Here is a 13,978-nt window from a genome sequence, read left to right on the forward strand (position 1 = left end):
TGTTGGGTTCAGCCTATCCCTGGGATTCTTGCCAGATACTCCAGAGAGATCAGCCACAGTTGTTCTCCTGGAGTATCCCTATGAGCGCAGAAGCAGACCGTCTTCAGGCAATCCGCACCCATCAGACCCCCTGGCGTAAGTGGGGACCTTACCTGAGCGATCGCCAGTGGGGCACAGTGCGGGAGGACTACAGCCCTCATGGTACGGCCTGGGACTTCTTCAGCCATGATCAGGCCCGCTCCCGCGCCTACCGCTGGGGGGAAGATGGCATCGCTGGGATCTGTGATGACCACCAGTGGCTCTGTTTCGCGATCGCCCTCTGGAATGGCGCGGATCCCATCCTGAAGGAACGGTTCTTTGGGCTGACTGGCCCAGAAGGGAATCACGGGGAGGATGTCAAAGAGTATTACTTTTATTTGGATAGTACTCCCACCCATTCCTACATGAAGATGCTCTACAAGTATCCCCAGCAGGAATTTCCCTATGGCTCACTGGTCGAGGAAAATCGTCGTCGGGGGCGACAGGCACCAGAGTTTGAACTGCTGGATACGGGTGTCTTTGATCAGAACCGCTATTTTGATGTGTTTGTTGAATATGCCAAGGCCAGTCCGGAAGATATTCTGATCCAAATTCAGGTGGTTAACCGGGGACCAGCAACCCATACCTTGCATCTGCTGCCCACCCTCTGGTTTCGTAATATCTGGAGTTGGAGTGGCAACGAGGGGAAGCCAGTGCTGAAGGGGCTGAGTTCAGGCAATGGCGTCCCCACGATCGGGGCCTTTCATCCCCATCTGGGCAACCGCTGGCTCTATTGCCAGTCTGGAGCTGATCTCCTGTTCTGTGACAATGAGACTAACTATGAGCGGGTGTTTGGCTATCCAAACAGCACGGCCTATGTCAAAGATGGCATCAATGATTACGTAGTCCAGGGCCATCAAGCTGCCGTTAATCCTGACCAGAGTGGGACCAAAGCTGCCGCCTATTATGTTCTCACCCTGGAGCCTGGGGAATCTCGCACTATCCAGCTCCGCTTGAGTGAGCAAGCTGACCTGCCAGACCCTTGTGGGGATGGTTTCGATCGCACCTTCCAGTCCCGGTTACAGGAAGCTGACACCTTCTATCAAACCCTCAACCCTTTTCCCATCACTGAGGACCGGCGGCAGGTCCAACGACAAGCTTTTGCGGGCATGATGTGGAATAAGCAGTACTTTTACTACAACGTGGAGGAGTGGTTGAATGGCGATCCAGGAGCACCATCACCCCCACTAGAACGGAAACGGGGGAGAAATCGGGACTGGATTCATCTCCACTGTGAGGAGGTCCTCTCCATGTGCGACAAGTGGGAGTATCCCTGGTTCGCCGCCTGGGATCTGGCTTTCCACTGCATTCCTCTGGCCATGATTGACCCGGACTTTGCTAAGAGCCAGCTCGATCTGCTGACCCGGGAATGGTACATGCACCCGAATGGCCAGATTCCTGCCTATGAATGGCAATTCAGCGATGTCAATCCGCCCGTTCATGCCTGGGCCACCTGGCGTGTCTACAAGATTGAGCAGAAGCTCCGGGGTGAGGGCGATCGCCATTTCCTGGAGCGGGTCTTCCAGAAACTGATGCTGAATTTTACCTGGTGGGTGAATCGGAAAGATATTGAAGGGCGGAATGTGTTTCAGGGCGGATTTCTCGGCTTGGACAACATTGGGGTGTTCGATCGCAGTGCGGCCCTGCCTACGGGCGGGTATATCAACCAATCCGATGGCACCAGTTGGATGGGGATGTATTGCCTGAATATGCTGACGATCGCCCTGGAACTGGCGCAGACCAATTCCGTTTATGAAGACATTGCCACCAAGTTCTTTGAGCATTTCCTCTATATCGCCGATGCCATGAACCATATTGGCGAAATGGAGACCTCCCTCTGGGATGAGGGGGATGGATTTTACTACGATGTCTTGCACCTGCCGAACGGTCATCAGATCACCCTGAAGGTGCGATCGATGGTGGGCCTGATTCCCCTGTTTGCCGTGGAAACCCTGGAACCTGCCGTCCTGGAAAAACTACCGGCCTTTAAAGCCCGGTTGGAGTGGTTTATCCGGAATCGTCCCAAACTGCGACACAACGTTGCCTGTATGGAGAGTAGGGGGATAGGAGCCCGCCGCTTGCTGGCGATCGTCTCCCAGGACAAATTGCGGCAGATTCTCCAGAAAATGCTGGATGAATCGGAGTTTTTCGGCCCCCATGGCATTCGGGCCTTGTCCCGTCACCATGCAGCCCATCCCTACATCTTTGAAGCGAATGGCACCCCGTTCCGGGTCGATTATGAACCCGCTGAGTCCAGTAGTGGTCTGTTTGGGGGCAATTCCAACTGGCGGGGACCGGTCTGGTTCCCAGTCAACTTCCTGTTGATTGAGTCCCTGCAAAAGTTCCACTATTACCTGGGAGATGACTTCAAAGTGGAATGCCCCACGGGCTCTGGTCAGATGCTGACCCTCTGGGAAGTGGCCGCAGAACTGTCCGAAAGATTAATCCAGACCTTCCTCAAAAACCCTGCCGGACAACGCCCCGTCTATGGCGCGTTAGAGAAATTTCAAACGGACCCCCACTGGCAGGATTACCTGCTGTTCTACGAATATTTCCATGGCGATAATGGCGCTGGAATCGGGGCCAGTCACCAGACAGGATGGACGGGACTGGTCGCCAAGCTGATTCAACAGGTCGGAGAATACAGCCCTGCCAGGGAATTGTGATCTGATTCCAATGAATCATGCGGTTCTTCGCCAGACATGATATTACTCAAACAATCAGAGTCTTGTGAGAAAGCCAGTTATGTATAGTGAAGCCGGTCTTCCAACCTTCCAGATTACTTTCCATTATCTGAATGGTCAGTCAGAAGCGTTTACCGTCACGTTGGAGAGTGATAGCACAACTGTTCAGGACCTGCGGCAGGACATTAAGCGCTTCCTGGCCCAGGACTGGTGGACTTTAAAAACCCTTGACGATACGGTCATCATCAAAGCTAGCAATGTGTTGAAAATTGAGATCAAGCCCCCGATCGAAACCCTGCACGGCGATGGTGTGTTCCACAATGCCGAGCGCGTCACGGCTCTAACTCGCAGCCGCTAGCAAGCCCATGGCTCAGAACTTGAGGGGGAGGTGTGATAGCTTCCTCCGCCTCATGTCCCGGCATGACGACTAGGCCCCATTGCTGAACCTGCCGACTAGAGGTGTGATAGCTTCCCCCCCTCATGCTCCGGCATGGGGTATACCCCCTGACATCAGTTTTCTGAAGAAACAGATCACCTTGTCTCTTCCATCGGGACATCCTAGGATATTGAGACTGTTCACCTGCGGTCAAGCCTCGCCTAAACTGCGCGTTCAAGCTTGCTATTCGTCAACCTGGTTCTATGAAGAAAACTCCTTTGGCAAATATCCTGGGTTATTTGCGTAGCCAAGCCCAATGGCTGGTTGGAACAGCCGATAGGGCACTGGATCAGGCTTATGACGCAGCATTGAAAATCCAGGCGATCGAAGACGAGCATTTCAATGGCGAAAAAGTCCCCACCGAGTCATCTCAGTACAGTGCCAATGTTCTGGCTTACTTTCAGGGGGAAGTGAAGAAGTACCAGATTCTCGCTAAAGTTCGGTTAGCTGAATTTAGAGCCAGTAACCTTTTTCTGAATAATTCCAATCGCAAAGCCCTGATTTCAGAATCTGTCGGGGTAAATTCCGATGGCCGCTTTTCTCCCGGCATCCCAGACCGGCTGTCTATGGTTCTGGAGAAATTAAGGTTTATTGATGCGGTCATCGATCGCTATAATCAGGACCCTGATCTGGAAGTCAGACCTTCTAATGCTCTAACCGTGGTTCAGGCCGACAATCCCTTGCCCTCGCCAGAATTGGCCAGCCCCAAGCAAGTATTTTCTGAGCAAACGGAGACCATCACGGATAAGACGGGCGTATTGCCCCGATCCATTTTAGGAACGGTGAATCGGATTAAGCGAGAACTCGATCCCCGCTCTGAAGAAGAGGTTGTTCGCAACTTTCGCAATTCTAAAGCCAAGACGGTGATCTCAATTCAGCTAATTTTGCTGATGATTATTGTGCCGCTTCTGGCCCAACAAATGTCCAAGAGCATTGTGATCGGCCCGATCGTGGATCAGATTCGGGGAGAAAGCGAAGAGACCGTCTTTTTGAACTATGAGCTAGAAGAAAATGCCTTCAGCGAATTGCAACGCTTTGAAGAGAAGCTGAGGTTTGAAAATCTGATCAGCCCGACAATCCGCTATTCTCCTGAAGAGATGGAAGAACGGGTGAAAGAACGGGCAACTCAACTAGCAGCGAAATACCGGGAGGAAAGTAATAATGCCATTAAGAATGTCCTAGCGGACTTCCTGGCTCTGCTTTCCTTTGCCCTGGTCCTGGTTACAAATCAAAGGAAAATTCAGATTCTGAAATCCTTTATTGATGAAATTGTTTATGGGCTCAGTGATAGTGCCAAGGCTTTTATCATCATCCTGTTCACAGATATCTTTGTGGGTTTTCACTCTCCCCACGGATGGGAAGTCATCCTGGAGGGATTATCCAGACATCTCGGCTTACCAGAGAATCGCCAATTTATCTTTCTGTTTATTGCAACGTTCCCCGTGATTTTGGATACCATCTTCAAATATTGGATTTTCCGCTATTTGAATCGGATTTCCCCGTCGGCTGTTGCCACCTATAAGAATATGAACGAATAGGCAGATGGCTACGGCTATATCAAACCAAAGCCAGGTGCTGCGCCAGCTTTTTCCAATTAACGGCGCTTCCACTGCTGAATGGCGCGACGCGCTTCTCGATAGCTGGCTGTGTTGGCAGGCACCAGTTGAGCCGCCTCGATCGCTTTCTGATAGCTTCCTCGTCTAGCCCGGTTTTTGGCAATCTTGAAAATCTCCTGACTCCAGGTATCCATTAGTTTTCGGGCCCTTTTATATTCCGGATCTCCCGCTTGGATCCGACTGGCCAAACGAATCGCCTGATTATAGGTGGATGCCCGTCCCGGCTGGAGTTGCTTCTCAGCAACAGAGAGTAATTCTCGGCTGGACTGCCGCTGGCCTGCTTGCCGCTGGCCTGCTTGTTCCTGGCCTAATTGCCCCTGCCAGCGAGCAATCGATTGCTGCGCCTGGGCAAATACTGCCGGTTGATAACTGGGCACCAATCGAGCGGTTGCGATCGCAGTTTGATACGCTCCCTCTGCTGCCCGTCCTTCAGCCAGATCCAAAATCACCCAGCTCCAGCGCTCAATATTTGCCTGAGCCTGCTCATACTGGGGTTGGTTAGGTCGAATTTGTCTGGCTCGTTCGATCGCTTCTCGAAATCGACCGGGCTGATTCGGTAGAGAGGCCCTTGCTGCTTCCAGAGGAGTTTTCTGGACAGGATTGGGGCTGTTCCGAGCCATGGGCTTGGCCAGGATCGGATTTTTCCCAGAGGTGACCAAGGCCGCACCAACCCTGCCGTTGGCAGAGGCAGCAGGAACAGCCGCATCACGGTTTGGGACCCCACGAAAGGCCGTCTGATTCCGCAACAGGGTTCCCAGCAATAGAAAAGCCGCAATGAGCGTTGTCCAGAGCAGGAGGCGTCCGCGAAAAACACCATCCTCCATCTCAATCACTGCATCATCCTGAGAAGGTTGAAGGGAGCTACCTGGGTTGGGGGAAGCCATAGTTGAAGAGGGAGAGGACTCATTTACTCTTTGCTGCCCTATGACTTCTGATTCCGGAGATTTTTCTTCCTGCTCAGGAACTTGTTGTGTCAGCACTGCAGGAGGAATCCCTGGGTAGGGGGAGTCGGAAGGCGCAGCCGGATAGGACAGGTCACCCTCAATCTCAGGCGCAGCATAGTTCGGGTTGCCCACCAGTTGGTTTAACAAACTATTGTAGAGGGTAGGCTGCAAACCAGAAGCAACTGCCTTGATCTGCTGGCCATCAGCCAGCTCCACCGTCTGGCTTCCCAATTGAGACGCGAGACCTTGCCTCAGCCCTGCGACTGTCGCAACGATCATCGGATTGGCACTAGGTCGATCGACCGCTCCAGCCCCATTAGCCAAGGGGACAACGTAGCCATCTTCGGTCAGGCCATTACCATTGCCGTTACCGTTGCCATTGCTGTGATTGTCTTTGAAGGTCATAGCCGTGGATGTTTGAGGCAAAATAAGTTGTTGCGTTTTCAATACCCTATCATTGACGCAGACAGGATGCTGCAAGGGTCGCCAGTAGTCATCGGTGAGCTTGGGAAGATGGCGAGTCAAATATTGCTCCAACTGAGCTACCGTATGACAGCCATGGTGCCGCAATCCCTCCAAGAGTGCTGCCGTGAAGAAGCCCTGCCGCAGTTCTGTGCTTTCGCAGGAGAATTCCTCTGGGCGGCAGGACAGAAAGGTCGAAATGCCAGAGTTGCGGGCAACCTCGATCGTTTGAGCCCCTGTCTGCCCATTCATCTGGATGCTGCGGTTACGGTTCATATCCAGCAAAGCCAGAGTCGTTTTAGCCCCCGCAGCCTGCAGACTATCAAACAAAGACTGAACCGATATCCCTGTACTGGGAATATCCCCAGGATTGGCATCGATCGGCAGCAAATAATCCCGTCCTTGAACAGAGGCTCCTAAGCCACTGAAAAAACACCAGACGGTTGCCTCTGCATGAAGGTACTGACCACAAAATCGTTCCAGCCAGTTACAAATTGTTTCGCGAGTTGGATAGGTCGATCGCCCCCAAGCCGATGGTGAACTATCGGTCAGAAGCAGACATTGTTCGGGGGGAAAGCCCACCTCATTGACCAGAAACGTCTGCATGGCCTGGGCATCCCAGAGCGCATAATGCAGGGGGTGAAACAATTGATATTGGTTAATCCCAATCAGAATGGCAAAGCAGGATTGGCGATCGATGCCCTTAGGAATTGCTCCATCACCTGTGATCTCCGATCTCGAACCATTCAGTGGGGATTTAAGTTCCCTCTGCCCAATCATATTCATTACCGATGCCCCAGTCATAGATGCCCCAGATACATACCCAGCTTATTGTGCCCTGAAATACCTGATTGGCTCACGCAATCCAAAATTGATTCAGCAATACTACTGACATCCCCATCTGATCCCCCCGGAGGACCGATGTTCTCTCAGCTCCTGAATATCCTCTCCAGACTGAACACAACAGGGAATTAGGGATAAGAGAAGCAGGGATATTGATCTGAAATCATTTGCAGTTTTCCACCAGAGGTGAGGGCTATTCACCTCTAGAGGGAATCTGGCTCCTGGATGCGAGTTAATCTGATCAGTTCGAGCCGTACAGGAACATGACAAATCTACAGGAACTGAAGCAATAAAGAGAAAAGGAAAAATTACAGGAATACCCTATATTAGCTGACCTTAATCTACGATCGTCCACATCTTTGATTGCCCAGATCCCCCCAGATGCATCAGCTTTCATTGGGCTCAGAAGCGGGGAAAAGATACAGGCAGAGAATCCTGCGGCAAAAAACTCTATTCTCAAACTAAAGACTGATGAAATTGACCATGAACCATTGATAGGGTGCAGTCAAACTTAATATAACTTAGCTCTCAGATCCGGCAGGGAAATTTATCGAAGATTGAAAAAGTCTGGAAAATCCTTTAATTATTTGTTACTTTTTGGTTGCTGAAACTAATTTCAAATTCTCATCGTTGATCTTCATCTCACCCCCTGATTTTTTCTGTTGTATTTTGAACCAATTAAGTGTGAAGAGTAACTGGGGGTAGGGTTTCCCTTCCGCCGCCACAATCTTCACTTTTAATCAAGCCGATTTGCTGAATCAGTTGATCGAGAAATAAATTCCAGCCTGCCTGTGCAATTTTTAAACCGCCCTCCAGGTCACCTTAGGTGAGGAACCCGATGCCCTGGAAAGCCCAAGCTAAATCTACTCAAGTTGTGACACACCGACGTAGGGACATTATGATAAGCAAGCAATCACTTACTACCTTAGCTTCATGGAGTCTGGCAGTCAGTATCGGCCTGGCAGGCGGATGTTGGGTGATGGAAGCAGTCACAGGACCTCAGCCCGTTCAAGCCTATACAGTACGGGTTGATGTTGCCCTCGATAATCGACCCGGTGAAACCTATGAGACGCTGATGCGCCGGGCTGAAGGAGCAGCGAGGGCTGCCGTACAACGCAGTTTCGATCGGGATATTCTGGCCACGGTGGCCTCGGTGATTGTGACTGGGCAGAACCAGGGTCTGACAGCTCCGATTCTCTCCCTGGAGATCACCCGTGAGCAGTGGCGAAACCAACCGGACATCCGACGCTGGGCAACCTATTATCCGGCCTCCAAAATTTTGTTAGGGCTACAAAATTCAACGCCCACCCAGCCTGCCACCACCCAACCTGGTGCTGGGCCATCTCAAACACCTCCAGCAGGTCAACAGACTGGAACACCCGCAACCCCAGCCAGTCCCAGCACCCGTCCAACGCCTGGGAATGTGGCTCCCAGCAATCCAGCTCCGACCGAAACAACAGGAGGTCAGGGCACCACGCCTACACCGGGCGGAGCAACACCAGCAACACCGGTAACACCCTCGTCAACGACTAATCCACCGGCCACCAATACACCCGGTGCGGCTCCAACTCCTGGTGCGGTTCCGGCTCCTGGTACGGTTCCGGCTCCTGGTACGGTTCCGGCTCCTGGTACGGCTCCGGCTCCTGGTACGGCTCCAGCAACACCGTCAACCTCCCCAACCATGCCCGGAACAGTTCCGACAACGCCTGCTTCGGGAACAGCACCTACTAGCAGGACTCCCGCTTCTGGGACGACTCCGATTCCCGGAGCGACAACTTCTGCAATTCCAGGCTCAGTCAGTACCATGCCATAATCAGGTCGATTGGCACTTTGGGGCATGGGGGTTGACATGGCCTCAAATCAGCTCCTTCAGTAACCAGGGGCCGATTAAGGGGTATTGAACCCCCCTCACACCATTTTTCTAATGTTTCCGTCTTGCCAAATAGATAGTTGCCCAATAAATGGGGGGTTTGCTTCTGCTTATTCCTTTAGAGAAGTATAGAATCAGGATTCTATACTGGAAATAAGCGGCTAATCACTGACTCAAAGTTATCCGTTTGAGGTCCGAATTTTTCGGATTGAAGCGGGTGAACCGAGTACTATAGTCTGAGGATTCACGATCCAGGTTTTTGGTAGTCTCAATTGTTCCCCTCGATTGATGAGTTGAGCTGAGCTAGTTCTGGCATCTCATTCTCAATTGCTTCATCCATGCTTGATACAGGTCGATTAGCACTGACAGGGATTGCTCTATCGCTGTTCCAACAAGGGTTGAGCCTATCTGCTGCGCGAGAATATCGTGAGGCACTGAAGAGTTTTGATCTGGTTCTCCAGATCCGCCCAGACTGTTCAGAAGTTTGGCACGAGCGGGGGCTGGCGCTAGAAAATTTGGGGGATTATCGAGAAGCAGTGGTCTGTTACGATCGGGCCCTTCAATCCTCTGGCAGCAAAAAGATAGCCCATGAGATTTGGCATAGTCGCGGGAATGCCTTGCAATATGGTTTGGGCAATTATGAAGCAGCGCTGCAATCCTACGATCAGGCCCTGAAACTGAAGCCCAATCACTATCTGGTCTGGCAAAATCGCGGCAATGCCCTGCTGTACGGGTTGAATCATTTCCAGGAAGCCGTTGCTAATTATGATCGGGTTCTAAACCTGGTGCCCGACTATTACCTGGCCTGGCGAAATCGGGGAAATGCCCTGCTGGAGTTGGGTCACCATCAAGCCGCGATCGCCAGTTATGACCAGGCTCTCTCCTTAGAACCCAACGACCAGGTGAGTGCCTATGCGCGGAGCAACGCCATTAGCCAGCTTGGTCTTCTGGAAAAGCAGCCCACCACAGACCCGGCCTGGTACGGACGTGGATACAATGGCCCAGAGGATCCGGATGCCCAAAATGGAACCTGTTATGCACCAGACCTGCAGGAATGGGGAGAAACCGATGGGAAGGACACCCTTACCCCCATCGGCCCGATCGAGCTGGAGTTACTGTCCCATACGCCTATCCTGCTGATTCAAGACACCAAAGGGCAGCGAGAAGTCTCCCTGAAGCAGTCCCTTTACTCGATCGGACGGGATAACCGATCTGATATTTATCTCCATTCCCACTATGCGTCCAGACACCACGCAACCCTGATCCAGCTCTTACAAACTGGAGGGGGCTATACCTATCGGATTGTGGATGGGGATTTGCGGGGCAAGCGCAGTACCAATGGGGTTCTGGTCAATGGGGTAAAGCAGGGCATCTGGGATCTGCAGCATCAAGATGAGATTGTTCTGGGGCCTGATGTGAAGTTAATTTACCTGGCCCCTGTGGATGACAAGGATACAACCAACTAAACCAGCGATTTACTTGCGGGCTTCTTCCAGGGTAATCAGGCTTTCAATCTGCATCGGTACAGTGACCGATTTCGTTGTCCCCGGAATCCCCTTCATTTCCATTTGCCCTGAAATATTCTGATTCAACTTAGCCTGATTCACGAAGCCTGTCTGTTGATTTAGCTGCAATGTTCCCTGCTGGCTACCAGTCAGGTTATAGCTCATTTCCATCGGCTCTAATCGGATGGGAGGTGCAGCAGAATTGGGAGCCAGCTTGGAAACTACCTCAACCGTTGCCACCCCATTCTTCAGCTCCTTCAGGGTCCAGGTCGTATCCATGATGATGGGAAATCCCTTCGTCATGGTTACTTTCTTCTGCCAGGAATCTCCCACTTTTACGGGCTGCGTCGGATAAATATTCAGCGATCGCTCCATCATTTCCTTCAACGCCTGATCCCCAAACTGGTCTTTCATATTCCCCATCAGGGCATCTTTGAGTGGACCTTCAGGAATTTTGAGCGCTTTGATCATGTCATTGATCAGGGCATCTGCCCCCTGAATATCCTGTACCCCCCCGTCCGGCCTAATTTTCATGGAGAAACTCTTACCCACCAGGGCTGAGAATCCCAGGGTCAGGGGATTGGTTGATTTAGCATCCTTGGTTGAGTCGTATTCGATCGTTCCGGTAGCTCCTGATTGTTTGAACTGGACCGAATCATAGGTGACCTGAACTGTCATCACCCCATCCTTGTCCACATCCAACACTTTGAAGCTGTAGCCCATGGCAACAAACTGGTTCACACTTTGCTGCTGCCCCATCAGGGTCTGGCTGATCTTCTGATCGGAGCTAAAGCGAAAGTTGTAAGACTTGCCTTCCTCCAACCGCAATTGTAATTTCGTCTGATTGTTCGAGCATTGGGTGGTGGTTAGTGCGATCGCCAGTAGAGCTGCTACCGTTCCTGTCTTTTTTAGTGTTGTCATCATAGGTCCTAGCCAACTCCTTCAACGACCGGCAAAAAGAAAAATGCTAATCCTAGTACAGTGTAAGCGGCAAGGAGCAATGTGCCCTCTAACCAGTTCGATCGACCATCAGAGCTAATGGAATTGGCAATCAGAACCGCTACAGTAACTGCTACCAGCTCAAACGGGTTGAAATTGAGATCCATGGGCTGCCCCAACAACCAACCAGCCAGCACCAGCACAGGTGCAACAAACAGAGCAATTTGCAGACTGGAACCCACTGCCACAGAAACTGAAAGATCCATCTTGTTTTTGATCGCCACTGTTACCGCCGTTGCATGTTCTGCTGCATTACCGACGATGGGGAGCAGAATCACCCCCGTAAATAGGGGTGTCAGGCCCAGATAAGCAGTGGCCGGTTTCAGGCTATCCACTAGCAATTCAGATTCGATCGCCACAAACACGGTTGCGGCCAGCAACACCAGAACCCATAACCAGAGATTCACCTCGTGGTTGCCTTCATCTGCCGCCAGATTTGCTTCAGCCAATTCATCTGGGGCGATCTCGGCTAATCCGGCATCATACAAGTAGGTGTGGGTTCGCATGGAAAAGAGCAGGGTCAGCGCATAGACCAAAATCAGCACACAGGCAACCGCTGCGGAGAGGCGCTGCAAGGTGGGCTCATCAATAATATCAGAGGTGATGTTGACTGCCGTAGGGAGCAAGATCGCAATCACAGCCAGATTCATGGAGGAGGCATTGACCCGAGCAATAATGGGTTGAAATTCTTGTTCCTTATAGCGTAGACCTCCCAGCAACATGGAAAGGCCCATAACGAGAAGCAAGTTACCAATAATCGAGCCAGTAATGGTGGCCTTGACGACATCCACTAATCCAGCCTTGAGCGCAACCAGGGCAACAATTAGTTCCGTCGCGTTGCCAAAAGTTGCATTCAGCAATCCCCCCCAGGAAGGACCAAGAACTACTGCAATCTCCTCAGTCGCAGTACCCATCCAGGCTGCCAGCGGTAGAATTGCCAGACAAGCAGTCACAAAGATCGTGACAGGACCCCATTCCAATACATGGGCAGCGATCGAGATTGGAATGAAGATCAGCAGAACAGTGAAAAGCGTGTCTTTGAAGTTCATGGAAATCGAGCTGTATTTAAGGCTATATCTGGCAAAGCGTATCAGATTGCTTCCAGCCTGTCACAGGGATTAATACCAATTTAAAGAGATCCCCTCAGCCAGAAATTTCCGTGCCTTAATGGAAACAACAACCAGTGCCGGTCCGTCCTGAATAATCGATGAAACCGACAGCGTCTTACAGCCTTTTATTGCTCCTTTTCTGCGCCAGTCTCACCTCTGTTGCCCAGGCTCAGCTTAACTCCCAACCGATCGTGCAACAGATGTCAGACGGCAACTTTACCCTGTGTTCTATTCCTGACCTGCCCGACTCCCCCATCCGAGAGCAGTATCTGATCGAGAATAATGCCCTCTGTTTCTGGTTCAGTAAGCAGGGAGAGAAAGTCGTGGGTCTACTGGCCTCAGCCGGAGCCCTAGGCAAGGATGCCATTTGCATCGAAGGTCAGGCCCAGGGAAGTACCATCCTGGGTTGGGCGATCGGGATCCCCAATGACAGTATTCAGCCCCCCGGCTATGATCCTGCCCTGTTGGGCAATTCCATCATCAGTTATTGGATCAGCCAGAAACCGTCTGTGCTGCGATTGGGAGCTGGGACATACAGAGCCGATCGGGCCTATCCCTACGTAATTTTTTCCAAAGCCCAACTCAAGTTGGATGGCTTCTACCGCTACCATGTGGGCAAACGAATTCCCCCAAAAACCTGCCAAGTGAACTAGAGCTGATTGACTGATATCAATCCCTCAAAACCTTGTCTCCGGATATTGAGCCTTGTGAGTCAGTCAGGTTGCAAACCTGGAAGGCTTGTTAAAAAATAGCTGCAGGTCTAACAGGAGAACAGCATGGGAGATTGGATACCAGAAATTGGCTCTAGGGTAAGAATTGATCATCGTCCGTCTATTTGTCACGATCGGGAGGGGCAACTGCTTTGGCTGGAGGAGTACGGCTATTGTGTCCTGGTAGATGCTTATGATGTTCAGGGAGATGGGGTGCTGCGCTCACCCCTGGTGGAGGTTCAGATCGGCTGGCTCAAGCCCCCTGTATGAGAGCATTCAAGCGGAAAGGCGCTGCCAAACGCTTTCCTGGCAAGCCTTTAACTCGGTCAGGGGGTAAACCATGACATGCCCCCGATGGTCCATCACCTCTGCAGCGTCATCACACCGATCGATGACGGTGGCCCCATGACTGCCCAGGATATGATCGGGGTACAGCAGTTGGACCCGACTGCCGACCTGGATCAACTCCGGAGTGATACCACTTCCCCAGGCATGAAACGCCGAAGGTGGTTCTATCCAATCTGGATTGGCAAAGGACACCCCGTAAACCGGGTTACTCCAGCGAACCAGGGGAAACAAGCCAGGCCGATCGGCCATGGCTTCCCAACCGACCACCGTTCCGGATCGACGAGATTGGGTACTGGAGAGTTCGACAATAGTACGTCCGGGAGCAGCCCAGGCAGGAATAATCATAGCTTTTGGTACATCAGTACTATTATTCT

Annotated in this window: 11 protein-coding genes; 7 read left to right on the forward strand and 4 right to left on the reverse strand. The window is 51.7% G+C overall.

Annotated elements, in window-relative coordinates:
* Window positions 1–80: 80 nt before the first annotated feature.
* The 3 genes from BST81_RS15010 to BST81_RS15020 all read left to right on the forward strand — a co-directional run bounded on the left by BST81_RS15010 (window position 81) and on the right by BST81_RS15020 (window position 4,736).
* Window positions 81–2,744: a glucosidase gene (locus tag BST81_RS15010; RefSeq protein WP_075599313.1), complete on the forward strand. Its 2,664-nt coding sequence runs from the start codon at window positions 81–83 to the stop codon at window positions 2,742–2,744.
* 64 nt (window positions 2,745–2,808) lie between these two features.
* Window positions 2,809–3,120, forward strand: a complete 312-nt coding sequence (locus BST81_RS15015) for a hypothetical protein (RefSeq protein ID WP_171974769.1) — start codon at window positions 2,809–2,811, stop codon at window positions 3,118–3,120.
* 281 nt (window positions 3,121–3,401) lie between these two features.
* Window positions 3,402–4,736 (forward strand): proton extrusion protein PcxA, encoded by a 1,335-nt coding sequence (locus BST81_RS15020; protein WP_075599315.1) that lies wholly within the window; start codon window positions 3,402–3,404, stop codon window positions 4,734–4,736.
* Window positions 4,737–4,792: 56 nt separating this feature from the next.
* Here BST81_RS15020 and BST81_RS15025 read toward each other — a convergent pair whose 3' ends face one another.
* A complete protein-coding gene (locus BST81_RS15025; protein ID WP_171974770.1) occupies window positions 4,793–7,006 on the reverse strand; it encodes a caspase family protein in 2,214 nt (737 codons plus the stop codon).
* A gap of 1,036 nt (window positions 7,007–8,042) precedes the next feature.
* Between BST81_RS15025 and BST81_RS27575 the strand changes: the two genes are divergently transcribed.
* On the forward strand, window positions 8,043–8,876 hold the full coding sequence (locus BST81_RS27575; RefSeq protein ID WP_075599317.1) for a hypothetical protein: 834 nt from the start codon (window positions 8,043–8,045) through the stop codon (window positions 8,874–8,876).
* Between the two features lie 395 nt (window positions 8,877–9,271).
* The gene (locus BST81_RS15035) at window positions 9,272–10,399 is read left to right on the forward strand and encodes a tetratricopeptide repeat protein (RefSeq protein WP_075599318.1); all 1,128 of its coding nucleotides are present in this window, start codon (window positions 9,272–9,274) and stop codon (window positions 10,397–10,399) included.
* Between the two features lie 9 nt (window positions 10,400–10,408).
* Here BST81_RS15035 and BST81_RS15040 read toward each other — a convergent pair whose 3' ends face one another.
* Together BST81_RS15040 and cax are read right to left on the reverse strand one after the other, a co-directional pair.
* Entirely contained in the window at window positions 10,409–11,362 is a 954-nt protein-coding gene (locus tag BST81_RS15040; protein WP_075599319.1) for a DUF6263 family protein, read from the reverse strand.
* Between the two features lie 5 nt (window positions 11,363–11,367).
* Complete coding sequence (gene cax / locus BST81_RS15045) at window positions 11,368–12,486, reverse strand: calcium/proton exchanger (protein WP_075599320.1); 1,119 nt, start codon at window positions 12,484–12,486, stop codon at window positions 11,368–11,370.
* A 158-nt stretch (window positions 12,487–12,644) separates the two neighbouring features.
* Here cax and BST81_RS15050 point away from each other — a divergent pair, with 158 nt between their 5' ends.
* Together BST81_RS15050 and BST81_RS15055 are read left to right on the forward strand one after the other, a co-directional pair.
* Entirely contained in the window at window positions 12,645–13,199 is a 555-nt protein-coding gene (locus BST81_RS15050; RefSeq protein WP_075599321.1) for a hypothetical protein, read from the forward strand.
* Between the two features lie 123 nt (window positions 13,200–13,322).
* On the forward strand, window positions 13,323–13,526 hold the full coding sequence (locus BST81_RS15055; protein WP_075599322.1) for a hypothetical protein: 204 nt from the start codon (window positions 13,323–13,325) through the stop codon (window positions 13,524–13,526).
* Between the two features lie 6 nt (window positions 13,527–13,532).
* Here the strand turns inward: BST81_RS15055 and BST81_RS15060 are convergent, their stop codons facing one another.
* A complete protein-coding gene (locus BST81_RS15060; protein ID WP_075599323.1) occupies window positions 13,533–13,949 on the reverse strand; it encodes a hypothetical protein in 417 nt (138 codons plus the stop codon).
* Window positions 13,950–13,978 lie beyond the last annotated feature (29 nt).

Source organism: Leptolyngbya sp. 'hensonii' (assembly GCF_001939115.1).
Taxonomy (GTDB): domain Bacteria; phylum Cyanobacteriota; class Cyanobacteriia.

Bases quoted from the DNA above. Each gene is read 5' to 3' on its own strand.
- BST81_RS15010 (WP_075599313.1), top strand. From the start codon at position 81: ATGAGCGCAGAAGCAGACCGTCTTCAGGCAATCCGCACCCATCAGACC.
- BST81_RS15020 (WP_075599315.1), top strand. From the start codon at position 3,402: ATGAAGAAAACTCCTTTGGCAAATATCCTGGGTTATTTGCGTAGCCAA.
- BST81_RS15025 (WP_171974770.1), bottom strand. From the start codon at position 7,006: ATGAATATGATTGGGCAGAGGGAACTTAAATCCCCACTGAATGGTTCG.
- BST81_RS27575 (WP_075599317.1), top strand. From the start codon at position 8,043: ATGGAAGCAGTCACAGGACCTCAGCCCGTTCAAGCCTATACAGTACGG.
- BST81_RS15035 (WP_075599318.1), top strand. From the start codon at position 9,272: ATGCTTGATACAGGTCGATTAGCACTGACAGGGATTGCTCTATCGCTG.
- BST81_RS15040 (WP_075599319.1), bottom strand. From the start codon at position 11,362: ATGATGACAACACTAAAAAAGACAGGAACGGTAGCAGCTCTACTGGCG.
- cax (WP_075599320.1), bottom strand. From the start codon at position 12,486: ATGAACTTCAAAGACACGCTTTTCACTGTTCTGCTGATCTTCATTCCA.
- BST81_RS15050 (WP_075599321.1), top strand. From the start codon at position 12,645: ATGAAACCGACAGCGTCTTACAGCCTTTTATTGCTCCTTTTCTGCGCC.
- BST81_RS15055 (WP_075599322.1), top strand. From the start codon at position 13,323: ATGGGAGATTGGATACCAGAAATTGGCTCTAGGGTAAGAATTGATCAT.
- BST81_RS15060 (WP_075599323.1), bottom strand. From the start codon at position 13,949: ATGATTATTCCTGCCTGGGCTGCTCCCGGACGTACTATTGTCGAACTC.